Source organism: Paenibacillus sp. FSL H3-0333 (assembly GCF_038002805.1).
Taxonomy (GTDB): domain Bacteria; phylum Bacillota; class Bacilli; order Paenibacillales; family Paenibacillaceae; genus Paenibacillus_AQ; species Paenibacillus_AQ silagei.
The window spans coordinates 4,778,785-4,794,197 of record NZ_JBBODG010000001.1 but is presented as its reverse complement, the minus strand read 5'-3'; the positions used below and the strand labels follow the sequence as shown (position 1 = coordinate 4,794,197).

The following is a 15,413-nucleotide window of genomic DNA, read 5'->3' as shown; positions in this document are numbered from 1 at the left end:
GAGTGGACGATATACTTGACATTCAGAATGTAAGCAAACAGTTCGGCCCTAGACACGCGCTGAACCAGGTCTCCTTCAAGCTGGGCAGCGGCACCATCACCGGCCTTCTGGGAAGTAACGGCAGCGGCAAAAGCACGCTCATGAAGCTGATCTCAGGACTCGCCTGGCCCGCCTCGGGCCGGATCTCAGTCCTCGGGATGCCCGTGGGCATAGAGAGCAAGAAGCTCGTCTCCTTCATGCCGGATGTGCCGGTAACGGAGTCATGGATGAATATCGGGGATGCGCTGAGATTCCAGCAGGATTTCTACCCGGATTTCGATCAGGCTAAGGCACTGCGGATGCTGGATTTCATGAAGCTGCGTACAGCGGATAAGGTGCGGACGTTATCCAAAGGGATGAACGAACGCCTGCAGCTGACCTTAGCACTCTCCCGCCGGGCCAGATTATATCTGCTGGATGAACCGATTGGAGGCGTTGATCCGGTGGCACGGACCAAGATTCTGAATGCGCTGATGGAGTTCTATGAGGAGGACAGCAGTATTCTGCTCTCCACCCATCTGGTGACGGATATCGAACGGATCTTTGACGAGGTGATTTTCCTGAAGGATGGGGAGATTGTGCTGCATCGTCCGGTGGAGGAGCTAAGACAAGAACACGGGAAAAGTGTAGATGAGCTGTTCAGAGAGGTGTTTGCCGAATGCTGAAGCTATTAAAATATGATCTTAAACGCCGACAAGAACGTATTCTCGTCTTCATCGTCATTGCGTTACTCGTGCAGGCCGGGCTGTGGATCTCCAGTGCTAGGATAGACGCAGACTTGGCCTCCCTGAATCTGGTTATTTACTGTATACTGGCCATCGCAATGATATTTACAGCCGTTACCGGATATTTCCGTAATCTTAAATCCTATCAGCGGCGGCTTTTGCCGGTTACTGCGCTGCAGACGGTCCTGTCTCCCATGCTGCTGGCGCTGCTGCTGATCGGGGTGGTCGTACTTCTGGGTCTGGCCCATCTGGGGATTTACAAGCTGCTGTACACGGTGGATTTTCTGCCCGGCAATCTGCTGACGGTTGGCTTCCGGGCATTGCTTCAATCGGTCTGGTCCATCCTTTTTCTCATGGTGATGGTGATGTTCTCCTTTACAGTAGCCTTTAGTCTGCGCATGAAGGGGAGAGTCTGGCTTGGCATCGCCCTTCTGGTCCTGCTGGAGAACGGGATTGGTTATCTGGAGAAGTTTCTTTTTGACACATATTTCATAGGTTTAGATAATGCCTTCAACTTCGAGATTTACCCTGGAAGACTCCAGTCCGGTAGTGATTTCACTATACAGTATCTTTCATTCAATCAAGGGGCGCTGCTGTTTGAAGTGGCGGTGGTCTGCCTGATGGTCTATGGAATGGTTACGCTGGTGAGGAGAAGAATCGAAGTGTAAAAGATACGTTCCTATTTCACGCAAGCAAGGCTCCTAATCAGCCTTGCTTGCGTTTGTATGCATTATTAGGGAGTGCAAAGGCTACAAGCCTTGCGCGCTTCTTCCGCTGGTCCAGAGCTCCAGCTCCCGCAGCAGCTGTTCTTCCTCGTCTTCCTGCAGGTCCAGCCTTACCCCATACTGGTATTGCCCGAGACCGAACATCCAGCCCCAGCGGACACTGCCTTCATACTGTAGCTTCTCTTCCGCCAGCTGAAAATGAATAATCAGCTTCGTATCCCCTGCGGTGAAGCGGAGGTTCAGCGACGTGCGGACCTTGCAGCCGGAGCGGCTAAGGTCAAGCAGAATACCTTCAGTCAATTTTCCCGCTCCCGGTCCCGAATTACTGGCGGGAATCTCAAGCCAGCAATCGATGGGCTGGTTCATTACATATCGGAATGGTTCTTTTCTGCTGGAGTCATCCATCATTTACCTCCGCTATTTTATTTGCTATTATATCGAAACGGCTACACTTGGACAATCTCCTAAAGTAGTATATTTAAAGAATTATATAGTATCTGTTATACCATACCTTTGCTCCAATACCCAGATAAAGAGGTGCTTAAACTATGTATCAATACCATAATGAAACCTTTAATGAGCATAATTTTGATTACGCAGCATTGCAGGATGGAGAAATAAACGGCTGCACCTTTGAGCGCTGCTCCTTTCGGGGAGCTTCTATGGAAGAGATGACCTCCACCGGCTGCCGGTTTGTCGATTGCGATTTCACCGGTGCCCTGCTGAATGCTTCGCTGCACACGGATGGCGCGTTCACCAACTGCAAGTTCACCGGAGCCAATCTGTTCGTGGCGAAGTTCGAGAACTGCAAGATGGTCGGATCGGATTTCGCCAATGCCTATATGGACGGAATTACACTTAGCGGAGGGGACTGGGCCTATACGAATCTGCGCCATCTGAATCTCAGCAGGCAGGATCTGCGGGGCATCCGGTTCACCGAGGCAGACATGCAGGGCTGCGATTTGCAAAAGGCGGATCTGCGCGGGGCGGATTTAAGCCGGGTGCAGCTTGCGCAGTGCAAGCTTACAGGGGCCGATCTGCGTGACGCCAAGTTGGAGGGGATTGACCTGAAGAGCCTGGAGCTCAAAGGAGTGCGGCTGGATGTGGAGCAGGCTGTGCTGCTGGCCCGTTCTATGGGAGCGAAGGTAGGGTAACGACTCAAGAAAAAACGGCTGTGTGCCGGAAGCTGTATTATATTTCTGCCGGACTCTTCCGATAAAGAAATATCGACCCAGTTCGACATGTTGCCGCAAGATATCTTCAGTGGTCGGAAGCATGAACAAGGTCATCGGAAGAGGAGAGTGTACATGTCATTAAGTCTTCGCACTTTATTTTCAGCAGCATTTGCGGTTATTATCATTCTGCTCACGGCTATTCTCAGCTATGTGATCGGCAACCGCTCCACCACTTCTGTGGAAGTCAGTATCGGCAGCTCCCTGGCCGCAGAGGCCAATCAAATGTCCGAGAAGCTTGATCAGTTCATGTGGTCACGTTCCGGTGAAATAGAAGTTTTGAGTAAGCTGAATGCTTTTCAGGAGCCCGTTGACCAAGCAGAGGCTGGCGGATTGCTGAATCAGCTGAAGAAGAGTCTGCCGGTATTCACCTGGGTGGGCTTCCTGGATAAGACAGGGAATGTGGTTGCTTCCACGGATCGGATTCTACAAGGAACGAATATCAGCCAGAGGCCTGTCTTTCAGCAGGCGCTTAAGGGAACCTTCGTCGGGGATGTCCACGATGCGGTGCTGCTCTCTAAGCTGTTGCCTAATCCTACAGGGGAAGCCCTGCAGTTTGTTGATGTGAGTGTGCCGGTCATGGACAAGCAAGGACAGACAAGCGGCGTGCTGGCGGCACATCTTAGCTGGGAGTGGTCACGTGAGGTCGAGGCCTCCATTGTGAATCCGCTCAAGGAACGGCTTAAGGGCGTGGAGGTGTTCGTGGTCAGTAAGAAGGACGACACCATTCTATTGGGACCAGAAGCGCTCACCGGCAAAAGAATGACGGATGCGGTCCTGCAGCAGGCCCGCAGCGGTAAGAGCTCATACGTGATCGAACAGGAGCGGGGCCGTGACTCCTATTTAACGGGATACGCCTATGGCGATGGTTACATGAACTACCCGGGCCTTGGCTGGACGGTCATTATCCGTCAGCCGGCAGACATCGCTTTTGCCTCAGTCCATCAGCTTGAACGCTTCATCCTGATCAGCGGTCTGCTGACCGCTGCGGCCTTCGCACTAATCGGCTGGCTGCTGGCCGGATGGATCAGCCGACCGTTGAGGGATATCACCCGTACAGCCGACCTGCTCAGCTCCGGTGCCGATGTGGAGATCCCGGCCTCTACCCGGTTCAAGGATGTGGCGATTCTGTCGGCCTCCCTGCGGAGCCTGGTGAACAACCTGACCAAGACAGAGACTAAGCTGAGCTATATGTCGGATATGGCGCTGCATGATAAGCTTACCGGCTTGCCCAACCGGGCAGCACTGGATGAGTTTTTGGCCCATGCGGTCAGTAAGGCCAAGCAGAAGCGGACGACACTAAGCTTTTTGTACATGGATCTGGACGGCTTCAAAAAAGTGAATGACAGCTTCGGCCATGCGGTTGGAGATGCCCTGCTGCAGGAGGTGGCCTTCCGGCTGATGGATTGTACGCGGGACAATGAGATCGTTGCCCGGCTGGGCGGCGATGAATTCGTGATTATTCTGAATACCTCGGCGGGCAAACCGATGAAGGAAGCGGAGGTGGTGGCTTCGCGGATTATCAGCAAGATCAACCAGCCGATTCTGATTAAAGGCGAGGAGCTTCGTGTAGGCTGCAGCGTAGGTGCTGCTGTATGGACTCCGGACGGCGGAGATACCACCCTGACCCTGCGGCTTGCAGACGAAGCATTGTATATCTCCAAGCGGAGCGGGAAGAACCGGATTACCTTCGAGGCGGCATCTTAGCATCAGCAATCAACAGCAGACAGAAACAACAAACAACCTTTTATCGGCAGGACGGGGATGCTTCTCTTGTGCCGGAAAAAAGGTTGTTTGACGTTATCTCATTACGTTCAGCGTAACCGCTTACGTGGATTAGACCATCTCTTTATCCACAGAAATCCTTCGTCGTCCCGGAAAAACTTAATGCCTATCCAGCTCAGCGGTGTCCAAATTTCCTTGAAATAATATGAAGGCATAGTAAATTAGTCCCTCCGATATAGTTAATTATTACTAGTTTAAGCCAGGATGGAAGATTTAACAATACTTTTTTTACATATAAATCCCATATTGTGCGTTCGCCCAGTTTTTTTGGGACTACAGGCATATGATGTAGAGGAATCAAGGCTGGGCATGTGCGTAAGAAAGGAGGGCTCCAGATGAGTGGAGGTCTGAGAACATCAACGGCTACCATACTGGTGTTGTTTATTTTGCTGATTATTATCCTTAGCGTATTTTAGTGGAAGGGAATATAGTGGGTTATTGAAACAGTGCCGGTGCATCTGCTCCGGCGCTGTTTGCGTGCGTATAAGCTGCAGCTCACTTCCATATACATCATAAACAGGGATAAGCACAGGCAGTTTGGCAGGGCGGGGCATTTAATATAGTAGGAAAGGAAGTGAAGCAATGACGAACTCCGAATTTATCACCCGGATCGCTTCTTTCGCAGTAGCGGATATGCAGCGCACCCGTATCGCAGCTTCGCTGACGATTGCCCAGGCAGCGCTGGAATCCGGCTGGGGAACGAGCGGCTTGACGCTGAAGGCAGGCAATCTGTTCGGCATCAAGGGCAGCGGGCCTGCGGGCAGCCTGGCGCTTCCGACAACGGAATACAGGAACGGCCAAGCTGTACAGGTGACTGCCCAGTTCCGTTCCTATCATAACTGGGGAGAATCTATAGCGGATCATTCCGCACTGATTACCGGGGGAGTGCCCTGGAACCCCAAGCTGTACAGCAAGGCTATTGGAGTCGACGGCAAAACAGCCGCCCGCGAGATTGCTGCTGCAGGCTACGCAACGGACCCGGGTTATGCGTCCAAGCTGATTCAGATTATGGATTCATATAACCTGTATCAATATGACGAGCTGAAGGAGGATGAAGAGATGTCGGCTGAAGATAAACAAAAAATTGCGGCGCTGGAAACCGAGCTGCGGGAACTGAAGGAGCTGCTGGCAGGGCTGTCTGTCAGCAGAGATACACTGAAGGCCGGCGTTCAAGAGCAAGGCCAGGCCATTAAAGGTGTCGCGGAGCGGCTGGCTGTCATTGAGGGCCGTACAGTAATGAATGTGCCGGCCTGGGCTGAGCCTGCGGTACAGGCCGCGTCTGCAGCCGGTCTGCTGGATACGCCGTCAGGAGGCAGCTATGATTTCTACCGGATGCTGACAGTATTGAACCGCGCCGGTCTTCTGGTTACAAGCAAGGGGGTGTAGCCGTTATGTACAATGATGCACTTAACAATGTACTAGCTTTTGCATCCGTATTGGCGGTATTCGTTATGGCGCTGGTCCAGTTCGTCAAGAACAGCGTTAATCTTCCGCGCAACGTGGTTCCTGCGGTGGGGCTGGCCATCGGCCTGCTGGTAGGAGCGGCTGCATACCCTTTTACAGACATGAATCTCATTCTTCGTCTATGGGCCGGAGGCTTGGCCGGATTATCGGCAACGGGACTGTTTGAACTGGCGTTCAATAAACGGAGCGGGACTACCAAAGAAGAATAGGACAGCTGGAGCTGTAAGAGAGTATGTAATATGGGGAAAGAGAGCGGGTATATCATCCATGCGATTTGGAAGGAGCGCGAATATATTAATTAAGAAGAAAGGAGGTGCTTGATATGGGAACTTATGTTGATGGAAGAACATCGCAGAATGCTAGTTTTGCTAACTCTATTGCAATACCTATCCTGGTAATTAATACTCCGCAGCTGTTCGGGCAAATTGGGCTGATCACTGAAGGGGTAGGGGCGAATCCTCGCGTAATACTAAAAGGAACCATCTCGCTGCAGCTTCCGCTTGCGCTGGTAGGTGTAACTGTAACTATTGTTAGAGGAACTCTATCGACCGATCCTCTGGTCTATTCCGCCACCTCTACCTTCAGTCTTAGTGTTCTTGCGCCACAGGTGATTACCTTCTCGGCTGATGATTTTCTTCCGACGATTACACCACAGTTAACGTATACTGCGTTCATCAGTTCGAACCTTCTGGGTACAATCCGTGTAGGTCCGGAGAGCTTCGATGGAATCCTGGTATCCGATTAAGTAATAGCATGGGACATCCTGGGCTGCCCGCAAGGACGGGCGGGCAGGATGCCCTTGTACATACGCCCCAAATTATGTCCGTTTCGCCCAATCTGATAAGGCGGCTGGCTCATATGCTGTTCTGTAGTCAACATTATGAAGGAGGTAATCTCATGGGTGCAGATTGCGGATACGGTGGCAATGTAGGCGGCGTGAATACGTGTGGAGTAGGTCCCTGGACATCTACAGGTGCGATTCTGGTTCTTTATATCCTGCTCGTTATTATTCTGAGTGCCTGCTTCTACTAGGAGATCCAATCAGTCAGAGCAGTCCCGGTAATCCGGGACTGCTCTTGTTGCAGATGCAGGATGGACAAGCTTTGCTGCATGACGGTGAATTTAAATTCGCCTTGGCCCGAATGGATGTGCGATAATAGAAGTCATTGTCTTCAGGGCAATTAGTGCTGGCATGAAAGAGGTGTACGATGGAAGAGAAGGAAAAGATATATGCCATCCTCAAGCGGATTGAAGCGGAACAGGCGGTTAATCAGGAGGTAATGGAACTCGAAGCCGAGGCCTTCGCCGATATTATGGAGGAGCTTATCGACAGCCGGATGGTGGAGAATATTAAGATCTCCCGGTCAGGAAGCGGGATCGTGACAGTCAGAACTACTGACATCAAATTGACCCGGCGTGGTCATGATTTTATTTTATTGAAGGAGTCTGGCCGAATTTGATCGGAAAATAGATGTCATTACCCGGCACTGTAAGAGGCCGGGCTATTTTTGTTGACTAGGGTTCCTGCTTGATGAATCAACGCTTAAGGCTATTTATTGCTGTATTTTTGCAGAACCCCTTTCTTCTCAAACAACAGATAGACGCGGTCCAGAATCGTTGCCAGTTCTGCCCGGGTAACAGGGGCGAGCGGTCTGTAGTATCCACGGGAATCGGCTGTAATAATCCTTTGGGAATCCATCGCTGCAATGGCGTAAACCGGCAGAAAGGTGAAATCTCCAATTAGCGAGATAGATCCATTTTGGTATGTATAAAAAATCGCTGGCGAGAGCTCATCCCCAGGTATGTATGTATCCCACCTGTTGCCGGCCTTCGCTCTCTCTGTATCCATGTATTGATCCATTGCAGTCTCAGTATTGAATTTTTTTAAGGGAATATCCTTGAATTTACTTAACCGCTGATATAACTCTTTGTCAGAATCACCGGCATTCGAACCCTTGTCGAAGTCTTCAGCGAATAGCTGGTACAGCATGGACGTTAGCTTGAGGCGGGTTAACCGTGCATCCGGCTTGAAGGTGTACTTGCCTGTTGAATAATTTTTGGAAATCCCGCCGCCACTGACCGCTGCAGAATTATATAGCTCGGTTATTTCCTTGTAGGCCCAATGATTTGTGGGGACATCCTGATAGCCGGCCACTTTCGGTTCATAGAACAGGGGCTTTACATTGGGGCGGTACTTATCGAACAGCCGGTGCAGCATGACGGTGAACTCGGCTTTGGTAACCGTTGCTTCAGGTTTGAAGGTACCGTCGGAATACCCTTTTAGCACATCGTTATCCGTCATGAAAAGAATGGATTCCATCGCCCAGGAATATTTCTGCTCGTTGACATCGGAGTACAAGCTTTGCGCACTTGCGGATGAAGACGGGGCAGAGCTGAGAAGCAGCATGCTGATGACGGGGAAAAGGATTGTTTTTTTGAACATGGGACCTCCTGATCAATTGAATTCTTATGATGAATGCGGGAGCCCTAAGCTCCCTTACCCTAATGAACGGTATCACCATCATTCCTGAATTGTCAATAAATACGGGAGGTCCCATGCCGGAGACATAAGGAGGTTTACTCGGTTGTAATCTCCGACAACGCCTTGTCCATCTGCGTTTCATTCGATTGTACGGCTTCGCTGTCCACAGCATCAATTCCGCGGAAGACATTCTTAGTGTTCTGATAAAAGTCAAAGGCAAACTTCTTAATAGCTTCACCGTCAGGGTGATTGCGCTCAACAACGGTAGCCTTGAACAGGTTCGTCAGCATGTATCCGGCATCCTCTCTATGCGCGAGATAATTCCCGGCGGTGTACTCCTCCACGATCTGGGATTCAAAATCCTTAAGCTCCACAGCCGACGGAGTGTACGATTTCGCCAAAACTTCCGCAGCATCTGCTTTTTGCGTGGCCTCCGTATCCGTAGTCGCGATTTGCTGGATAGCAGATTCCCAGTTCACTGCCCCCTTCCCGGTGGACGGTTCAGTGGCTGGTACTGGTGTGGGCTGCGCTGCTGTTGGCTGCGCTGTCCCGGTGGGAGTTGGGGTGGCCTGATTAGCCGAAGTGTTGCAGCCTGCGGTCAGTCCAATGGCACCGCTGAATAGGATGACTAGGGCGAGGGACGACATCTTTTTATACAAGGGCTTCTTCATAGCGGTTCCTCCTGAATCTATCGGATATCCATATACTATATATGTAACCTTGTGATGCCTGATTGAACTACGTAACCTAATTACAGTCTTCACCTTAAATGGATAATACATTCCCTGAGAGAATCGGGGATAAATGACAAATAAGAATATTGTGTGAGTCTATAGAACTAAGTCATTCGACCTGATATAATTGGTAAAAAATAGAATAGAAAAGAGGTGCCAAGTAAATGAAGCGGAAACTAGCAACGCTTTTTTTTGTGATGATATTTGCTCTATCCTTAAGTGTGCAGCCATTATCGGCAGCAGGCAAGACTCAGAAGGTTAAGGTTACGTTTGTAAGTGCAGACCTGGTAGAGAATAATCATGTAGGTAATGAGTGGTGGTGGGGCGGATTCGTCAATGGAGAGGAGCTTGAGGAAGGGGATTCAGTCACGCTGGATCTCAGTTCAACAGGAAGCATCAAGCTTCGTGCTGAAGCGCAGGAACAGGATAAGATTCCGGATGAAGGCTCAGCAAGCGCCTCTATTAAGGTGTCAGCCCTGAAGTATACCCAGAACAAATCGCTGACAGTGAAGGTAGTCGAAAACCGCGGGCGGTATTCCGGAAATACTGCCTCCTGGAAGTTTGTTTTCAAGATCGATAAGGTCAAATGACAAGCTGAAATGAAGTAGAATAATACATTTGATTCTGGTACAATCTAAATATTAAGTTTGAAGGAGCGGAGCACATGGATAATGATTTGGTGCAGGTATTAAGATCCGTTATTCGTGAAGAATTAGTTCCTGTTAAGGCGGAATTAGGAACCGTCAACGAGCGTTTAGATCGAATTGAGACAGAGCAGCAAACAATGAAGCAAGATCTGCAAATAATGAAGCAAGATCAGCAAACAATGATGCAAGATCAGGAACAGATTAAACGTGCTGTGCTGGAAACAAACGAGCGGCTCATCAACGTCGAGTCTTTATTGGAGAATCAGCACAGAATTATCGAACTTCTCTCAGCGCGCTCCATTGAGCAGGAAGCCAAGCTGAAGCGGATTATATAACTATATACACAGCAAGCCCACGCATCTTGATTTCAAGGCGGGGGCTTTTTTGCGTAAAACAAAAATCGAGGCTCCCTTTCGGGAGCCTCTTTCATGGGAGAGGAGAAACCGGACGAAGAGCTTATGGGGAAACGTAAGCCTGCTCCGCGGTTGTCTACGACATTTTGTGATGTCGATAGTTACAGGATGACCCGGTTACGGGAGTTTTATACATTTGCTTGCGAATATTCTTCTGCTCCGCATTGTGACAAAGTCGGACAATCTTTTTATTTCATGGAATAATTGTGGTACTATAGGCTTGGACTTATGCCCTGTAACGGCATAGTAATGTAGAGACAAAAGCTAAAAAGCAGGTGGATGATCGGTGAGAGTCATATCGGGAAGTGCAAAAGGCAGGCCGCTTAAAAGTGTTCCAGGCAATGGCACACGGCCTACTACCGATAAAGTGAAGGAAGCGTTATTCAGTATGATCGGGCCTTATTTTGAAGGAGGTACGGTGCTTGATCTGTATGCCGGTACCGGAGGCCTGGGGATCGAAGCTCTGAGCAGAGGGATGGATGCTGCGGTGTTTGTGGACATGGAGCAGAAGGCGATTGACACGGTGCGTGCCAACTTGAAGGCGGCCCGGCTGGAGGCGCAGGCTGAGGTCTACCGTAATGATGCGGGAAGAGCCCTTGGGGCACTCGGGAAGCGGGGGAGAGCGTTTGATCTTGTTTTTCTGGACCCGCCTTACCGTATGAAGCATGGAGACGAGCTGATGGTTACGCTGGCGGAGAAGCTGCTGCTGAATCCTGATGCAGTGATCGTGCTGGAGCATGAATCGGGGTATACCTATCCCGAGGATATACCCGGGTTCGTGAGAACGAAGCAATCCGTCTATGGAGAGGTTACGATCTCTATCTACCGGTATGAAGCTGCTCTTCCAGAAGCTGCCGCAAACGGCAAGGAGGTAAATGATGAGTCTGCAAACTAGAAAAGAGCGTGTCGCCATCTATCCGGGTACCTTCGATCCGGTTACGCTGGGACATATGGATATTATTCACCGGGCCGCCAAGCAGTTCGACAGGCTGATTGTGACGGTGCTGAACAACCTGAGCAAGAATCCGTTGTTCTCGGTCGAGGAACGGACAGAGCTTCTGCGCCAGGCGACAGCGGATATACCGAATGTTGAGGTAGACAGCTTCCGTGATCTCCTGGTTAACTATCTGAGGCAAAAGGATGCGCAGGTTATTGTCCGGGGAATCCGGACCGTTACGGATTTTGAATACGAGCTGCAGAATGCTTCTATTAATCATAATCTTGACCCTGAAGCGGAAACTATATTTATGATGACTAATCCGAGATACTCCTACCTTAGCTCCAGTGTGGTGAAGGAGATTGCCCACTTCGGCGGGAAGGTCTCGGATTTTGTAACCCCTGAGGTGGAGCAGGCCATGAAGCTGAAGTTCAGCCGGATGGACGGCGGCTCGAAGTAAACAGCTTCACGGCAGCAGACAGCAACAGCAGCAGTATAACAAGCAGGGCCATAAGTCCCAGGATCTGTGGGGCCAGAGTCCATATTCTGAGCGAAGTGCCTATGTCTTGCAGCTGTACGGCCGGGGGTGAGCCGGCTAGAACCGGCAGCACCGCAGACTGAATATGGAGCAGCGGTGTCCACAGCAGGAGCGTGAACGCAAAGGCAAATAGTCCATGCAGCAGCCTGACTGCGGTGAACGGAAGGAAGCGGACATTCGCTGCCTTCAGCACAGTCAGTGCCTGGAGCTGGGCGCAAATGCCGCTCCAGGCCAAGCCGGCCGACAGCAGTGCCGGGCCAAGAAGACCGCCGATGACGAAGCCTTCGAGCCCTGCTGCGGCTGAAGTCATTGACCGGGCTCCGAGATGAATCTCAAGCATACTTGCTGTAACCAGAGCAGGCAGCTGAGGGAACAGCCGGGTAACAATACTGACGACAACTGCGAACATAATCATATAGCCGCCTATAATCATCAGGCTCTGTACGGCGGAGGATACGGATTCACCGAGCACCTTGCCGAAGCCCCGTCCATCCCTTGAACGGGCGTCCGCTGCTGCCTGATGGATACGCCGGGGTAAGGATGCTTTTTTGGCGTGAGAGCGTCCGCCGGTAAGGCTGGGATCACTTTCATGCGGAACTTGCGGAATAGGTGAGGTTATCTTACGGGAGCCATTGAAGCAGGCGGATAGAATACCTGCGGCTATCCCTGACAGCCAGTGGATGGCCAGCAGGGCATACCCGGCGGCTGGACTGTGCAGGAATGCTGTCCCGACTACAATAAGCAGTGTGACCGGACTGGCATAATGCACGATAGCCGCCAGCCGTCCGGCCTCCTTGTCCGTAATGACCCCCTGCTTGTGCAGCTGCATCACTCCTCCGGCTCCTGCCGGGAAGCCGGCGGTAAGGCCGAGCACCAGCGTCCAGCCGCCCGCCCCGGGAAGCCGGAAGCACCGCTTCATCAGCGGCTCAAGCAGGACACCGATACCGTGCACGAAGCCGGATGCGCTGAGCATCTCTGAGAGGATCAGGAAGGGCAGCAGCGCCGGAAAGACCAGGGTCCACCAGAGCGTAAGGCCCGTAAGTGAAGCCTTGAATGAGGCTTCAGGTGCTATGATTATTGCTATAGCTAGCAGAATGGCTGCAGCCCCGGGTATAAATGGAGCTGAACCCGACAGGAAGCGTCTGGATCTAAAGTTTATCATTAGAGTTATCCCCTCTTCATAGCTTAGGACATGGGCAGAACTTGTTATCAATTTATGCAGGGGAGACAACCATCATGCCACAGCCGGAGTGAAGCTCCAGGCTAAGGTACCACATTCTAAGTGCCGGGGCATCATCCGCAGGAAAGAAGGGGAAGAGACTTGAGGCAGTACAAACGCCGGGTAGGCATCCGCGCTTCAGCCTATTTATTTTCATTCGTGGTCATTCTCTATGTTGTCGTCTTTATGAACACACCTTACATTGTATATCAGCCGGGAAGCGCCTCCGAGGTGGCACCGATGATCAAGGTTGAGAATGCCGATCCGCAGGAGCAAGGAACCTTCATGATGACCACGGTCTCTGCAAGCTATGCGAATGTGGCTCTTCTAATCGCCTCTGTGTTCAACTCGAATGCCGAGGTAGTATTGAAAGAAACCCGTCTGCAGGATAAGACGGAGCAGGAGTATGCGGCGGAGCAGGTGTTCTATATGAATAGTTCACAGTCCTATGCTGTGCAGGCAGCCTATCATGCGGCAGGTGTACCTTATGAGGATGTCGTGGATTATCTGTATGTGTTCTCGGTACCAGAGACTGCTAATCAGGACCGGTTCAAGCCGGGGGACAAAATCATCAGTGTAGGCGGACAAAAGGCAGCCGATCCGGCCGCGCTGTCCAAATTGCTATCGGTTCATCAGATTGGAGATAGCGTGGAGGTATCGCTCCAGCGTGACGGCAAAGAGCTCAAGGAGCAGGTCAAGCTGGTGGGGGTCAAGGATAAAGACGCTTCGCCTGCACGGCCGGGCTTCGGCGTCGTAATTGGTGCGGTTCAAAAGGTGGAGCCTAAGGAGAAAGGCAAAGCTGTCAGTTTCGTGGATACCAACGTGGGCGGACCCTCTGCCGGTCTGATGTTCACCATGGAAATCTACAACCGGCTTACGCCGGGGGATCTGACCAAGGGTCGGAAGGTAGCAGGCACGGGTACGATAGATGCGGAGGGGAACGTGGGGCCAATCGGCGGTGTGAAGCATAAGATTGTAGCGGCCGACCGTAAGGGGGCGGAGATCTTCTTCGTTCCGGTTAAGAACTACGACGAGGCCAAGGCAAAAGCGGATCAGATCGGCACGAATATGAAGCTGGTTCCTGTCTCCACCCTACCCGATGCCCTGAAATACATGGAGGAGCTGCCGGTCATTAAATCCTGACCGGCGGCTCAAGATAATCACTGTACAGATCGCTGCGCAGCGGGTCGGCATAAGCCCCGGCGAATACAGCGGCCGCCTGGAGGTCACGCTCCAGCATGGGATGGGTGCAGCGGGCAGGGCTTGTAATCACCGGAAGCGCCGCTGTCTGCTTCATCTGCTTCAGCAGCTCCCGGCCGCTCTCGCGGAAGCCGAGAACCCTTATGTAGCCGGGACCCTGGGAGAGAACGGAGGGGGACAGCTCTGTTTTGCTATGGTTCAGCAGGGTATGGAGCAGCAGACGCTGGAGCCTGGTAAGGGTATACCGTCTGCTCTTAAGCTCCTGCAGCAGACCGCCGACTGTGAACTTATCCAGCTGGCGCATGCTTCGGAGCAGCCGGTTCTCCAGGCCCTCGTTCATATCCTGCAGCGTGTGCAGCTCCGCAGCGGAGCGCGTATAGAGCACATGGCGCAGCGGCCCGGCGAAGTCTTCTAGCAGTACCGGGCCCCGGCCTGCTGCACGTTCCCGCTCCAGGATCGACAGGGCGTACTCCGGCATGTAAGCCGCCGGTGATCCGCCCTCCTGCAGCAGCCTGCGGATGGCTGTTGCACTGGCAATGGCCGACCCGCCCTCCAGCGGGTCGTGGAAGCCCGCGCCGGTACGCGGCACGGTCAAGGGCCTGATCGCGCTGCCCAGCCGCCGCAGCGCGATCAGGTAGTGCAGGCCGAGGCTGTTGTTGGGCTGCCGCAATATACTTTCGGCATCTTCCGGTTTCTCCTCTCCCAAGAAGGAGGCCTTCCAGGCCGCCGCCGCCGCTGCACTGTAGGCGGCGGGGAATCCCGCGCCCTCAGAGAGGCGCGCGCGGATCTCCTCCTTAAGCGCGCTGCTCTCTTCAGCCAGGAAGCCGGCCAGAGGCAGCAGCACGCCCAAAGTGCCTGCTTCGGAGCCGAAGCACAGGCTGTCGACGACGCCGGTCGCCTCCAGCAGGGACACCGCTCCGAAGGCGAACCATTCCGCCGGCTGGACGGCGTACGCCACCGGCAGCTCAATGACCAGATCGGCGCCCATATGCAGCGCCATCTCGGTACGGGCGCGCTTGCTGACCGCCGCCGGCTCGCCGCGCTGGGTGAACGGTCCGCTCATAATGACAACGGAACGGTCCGCTCCCGATATTCTTTTGGCCTCGGTGAAATGATGGACATGTCCGTTATGTAAAGGGTTATATTCGGCTATAATACCTACAGTTGCCACAGTTGCTTCACGCCCCATTCTGGAAGATATATTGTATATCATAAATTGTCACGCTCCCTGAAACAATATAAAGGGAAAATGGTTGACAAACTCAGGGAATAA

20 protein-coding genes are annotated in these 15,413 nt (G+C 52.3%); 15 read left to right on the top strand and 5 right to left on the bottom strand.

Going from position 1 to position 15,413, the window contains the following annotated elements; all coding sequences use genetic code 11:
- The first annotated feature begins 2 nt into the window (after positions 1–2).
- Together MHH78_RS21470 and MHH78_RS21465 are read left to right on the top strand one after the other, a co-directional pair.
- Positions 3–704 (top strand): ABC transporter ATP-binding protein, encoded by a 702-nt coding sequence (locus tag MHH78_RS21470; protein WP_341168749.1) that lies wholly within the window; start codon positions 3–5, stop codon positions 702–704.
- Positions 698–1,432, top strand: coding sequence for a hypothetical protein (locus MHH78_RS21465; RefSeq protein ID WP_341168748.1), 735 nt, complete (start codon positions 698–700; stop codon positions 1,430–1,432). The genes MHH78_RS21470 and MHH78_RS21465 overlap by 7 nt, the downstream gene beginning before the upstream one ends.
- 81 nt (positions 1,433–1,513) lie before the next feature.
- Here MHH78_RS21465 and MHH78_RS21460 read toward each other — a convergent pair whose 3' ends face one another.
- On the bottom strand, positions 1,514–1,789 hold the full coding sequence (locus MHH78_RS21460; protein ID WP_235218399.1) for a PilZ domain-containing protein: 276 nt from the start codon (positions 1,787–1,789) through the stop codon (positions 1,514–1,516).
- Between the two features lie 248 nt (positions 1,790–2,037).
- On the opposite strand from MHH78_RS21460, the gene MHH78_RS21455 reads away from it, so the two are divergent.
- The 8 genes from MHH78_RS21455 (at position 2,038) to MHH78_RS21420 (ending at position 7,430) form a co-directional block, all read left to right on the top strand.
- Complete coding sequence (locus MHH78_RS21455; RefSeq protein WP_036728930.1) at positions 2,038–2,643, top strand: pentapeptide repeat-containing protein; 606 nt, start codon at positions 2,038–2,040, stop codon at positions 2,641–2,643.
- Between the two features lie 153 nt (positions 2,644–2,796).
- Positions 2,797–4,428 (top strand): diguanylate cyclase domain-containing protein, encoded by a 1,632-nt coding sequence (locus MHH78_RS21450; protein WP_341168747.1) that lies wholly within the window; start codon positions 2,797–2,799, stop codon positions 4,426–4,428.
- A gap of 413 nt (positions 4,429–4,841) precedes the next feature.
- Complete coding sequence (locus MHH78_RS21445) at positions 4,842–4,922, top strand: YjcZ family sporulation protein (protein ID WP_245368211.1); 81 nt, start codon at positions 4,842–4,844, stop codon at positions 4,920–4,922.
- Between the two features lie 166 nt (positions 4,923–5,088).
- Positions 5,089–5,892 carry a glycoside hydrolase family 73 protein gene (locus MHH78_RS21440; protein ID WP_341168746.1) on the top strand — a complete coding sequence of 268 codons (804 nt, stop codon included), beginning with the start codon at positions 5,089–5,091 and terminating at the stop codon, positions 5,890–5,892.
- 5 nt (positions 5,893–5,897) lie between these two features.
- Entirely contained in the window at positions 5,898–6,179 is a 282-nt protein-coding gene (locus MHH78_RS21435) for a holin (RefSeq protein ID WP_076077774.1), read from the top strand.
- A gap of 113 nt (positions 6,180–6,292) precedes the next feature.
- Positions 6,293–6,715, top strand: coding sequence for a hypothetical protein (locus MHH78_RS21430; protein ID WP_340753871.1), 423 nt, complete (start codon positions 6,293–6,295; stop codon positions 6,713–6,715).
- A 152-nt stretch (positions 6,716–6,867) separates the two neighbouring features.
- Positions 6,868–7,002: a hypothetical protein gene (locus tag MHH78_RS21425; protein WP_268748465.1), complete on the top strand. Its 135-nt coding sequence runs from the start codon at positions 6,868–6,870 to the stop codon at positions 7,000–7,002.
- A 176-nt stretch (positions 7,003–7,178) separates the two neighbouring features.
- Positions 7,179–7,430, top strand: coding sequence for a YjcQ family protein (locus MHH78_RS21420; protein WP_036728915.1), 252 nt, complete (start codon positions 7,179–7,181; stop codon positions 7,428–7,430).
- Positions 7,431–7,519: 89 nt separating this feature from the next.
- On the opposite strand, the gene MHH78_RS21415 is transcribed toward MHH78_RS21420, so the two are convergent.
- Together MHH78_RS21415 and MHH78_RS21410 are read right to left on the bottom strand one after the other, a co-directional pair.
- Entirely contained in the window at positions 7,520–8,413 is an 894-nt protein-coding gene (locus MHH78_RS21415) for an S-layer homology domain-containing protein (protein ID WP_341168745.1), read from the bottom strand.
- A 134-nt stretch (positions 8,414–8,547) separates the two neighbouring features.
- Positions 8,548–9,123: a hypothetical protein gene (locus tag MHH78_RS21410; protein ID WP_341168744.1), complete on the bottom strand. Its 576-nt coding sequence runs from the start codon at positions 9,121–9,123 to the stop codon at positions 8,548–8,550.
- A 227-nt stretch (positions 9,124–9,350) separates the two neighbouring features.
- Between MHH78_RS21410 and MHH78_RS21405 the strand changes: the two genes are divergently transcribed.
- The 4 genes from MHH78_RS21405 (at position 9,351) to coaD (ending at position 11,643) form a co-directional block, all read left to right on the top strand.
- Entirely contained in the window at positions 9,351–9,776 is a 426-nt protein-coding gene (locus tag MHH78_RS21405) for a hypothetical protein (RefSeq protein ID WP_341168743.1), read from the top strand.
- Positions 9,777–9,850: 74 nt separating this feature from the next.
- On the top strand, positions 9,851–10,168 hold the full coding sequence (locus tag MHH78_RS21400) for a hypothetical protein (protein ID WP_341168742.1): 318 nt from the start codon (positions 9,851–9,853) through the stop codon (positions 10,166–10,168).
- A 364-nt stretch (positions 10,169–10,532) separates the two neighbouring features.
- Positions 10,533–11,141, top strand: a complete 609-nt coding sequence (rsmD, locus tag MHH78_RS21395; protein WP_341168741.1) for a 16S rRNA (guanine(966)-N(2))-methyltransferase RsmD — start codon at positions 10,533–10,535, stop codon at positions 11,139–11,141.
- Positions 11,122–11,643 carry a pantetheine-phosphate adenylyltransferase gene (gene coaD, locus MHH78_RS21390; protein ID WP_445668060.1) on the top strand — a complete coding sequence of 174 codons (522 nt, stop codon included), beginning with the start codon at positions 11,122–11,124 and terminating at the stop codon, positions 11,641–11,643. The genes rsmD and coaD overlap by 20 nt, the downstream gene beginning before the upstream one ends.
- On the opposite strand, the gene MHH78_RS21385 is transcribed toward coaD, so the two are convergent.
- Positions 11,615–12,883: a nucleoside recognition domain-containing protein gene (locus MHH78_RS21385; protein ID WP_341168739.1), complete on the bottom strand. Its 1,269-nt coding sequence runs from the start codon at positions 12,881–12,883 to the stop codon at positions 11,615–11,617. The genes coaD and MHH78_RS21385 overlap by 29 nt on opposite strands.
- Positions 12,884–13,042: 159 nt before the next feature.
- Here MHH78_RS21385 and MHH78_RS21380 point away from each other — a divergent pair, with 159 nt between their 5' ends.
- Positions 13,043–14,083 (top strand): SepM family pheromone-processing serine protease, encoded by a 1,041-nt coding sequence (locus MHH78_RS21380; RefSeq protein WP_341168738.1) that lies wholly within the window; start codon positions 13,043–13,045, stop codon positions 14,081–14,083.
- On the opposite strand, the gene MHH78_RS21375 is transcribed toward MHH78_RS21380, so the two are convergent.
- Entirely contained in the window at positions 14,073–15,311 is a 1,239-nt protein-coding gene (locus MHH78_RS21375) for a tRNA(Met) cytidine acetate ligase (RefSeq protein WP_341170355.1), read from the bottom strand. The genes MHH78_RS21380 and MHH78_RS21375 overlap by 11 nt on opposite strands.
- Positions 15,312–15,413: the final 102 nt, after the last annotated feature.

Coding starts and splice junctions, on each gene's coding strand:
- MHH78_RS21465 (WP_341168748.1), top strand. CDS start 698: ATGCTGAAGCTATTAAAATATGATCTTAAACGCCGACAAGAACGTATT.
- MHH78_RS21455 (WP_036728930.1), top strand. CDS start 2,038: ATGTATCAATACCATAATGAAACCTTTAATGAGCATAATTTTGATTAC.
- MHH78_RS21450 (WP_341168747.1), top strand. CDS start 2,797: ATGTCATTAAGTCTTCGCACTTTATTTTCAGCAGCATTTGCGGTTATT.
- MHH78_RS21445 (WP_245368211.1), top strand. CDS start 4,842: ATGAGTGGAGGTCTGAGAACATCAACGGCTACCATACTGGTGTTGTTT.
- MHH78_RS21440 (WP_341168746.1), top strand. CDS start 5,089: ATGACGAACTCCGAATTTATCACCCGGATCGCTTCTTTCGCAGTAGCG.
- MHH78_RS21435 (WP_076077774.1), top strand. CDS start 5,898: ATGTACAATGATGCACTTAACAATGTACTAGCTTTTGCATCCGTATTG.
- MHH78_RS21430 (WP_340753871.1), top strand. CDS start 6,293: ATGGGAACTTATGTTGATGGAAGAACATCGCAGAATGCTAGTTTTGCT.
- MHH78_RS21425 (WP_268748465.1), top strand. CDS start 6,868: ATGGGTGCAGATTGCGGATACGGTGGCAATGTAGGCGGCGTGAATACG.
- MHH78_RS21420 (WP_036728915.1), top strand. CDS start 7,179: ATGGAAGAGAAGGAAAAGATATATGCCATCCTCAAGCGGATTGAAGCG.
- MHH78_RS21415 (WP_341168745.1), bottom strand. CDS start 8,413: ATGTTCAAAAAAACAATCCTTTTCCCCGTCATCAGCATGCTGCTTCTC.
- MHH78_RS21410 (WP_341168744.1), bottom strand. CDS start 9,123: ATGAAGAAGCCCTTGTATAAAAAGATGTCGTCCCTCGCCCTAGTCATC.
- MHH78_RS21405 (WP_341168743.1), top strand. CDS start 9,351: ATGAAGCGGAAACTAGCAACGCTTTTTTTTGTGATGATATTTGCTCTA.
- MHH78_RS21400 (WP_341168742.1), top strand. CDS start 9,851: ATGGATAATGATTTGGTGCAGGTATTAAGATCCGTTATTCGTGAAGAA.
- coaD (WP_445668060.1), top strand. CDS start 11,122: ATGATGAGTCTGCAAACTAGAAAAGAGCGTGTCGCCATCTATCCGGGT.
- MHH78_RS21385 (WP_341168739.1), bottom strand. CDS start 12,883: ATGATAAACTTTAGATCCAGACGCTTCCTGTCGGGTTCAGCTCCATTT.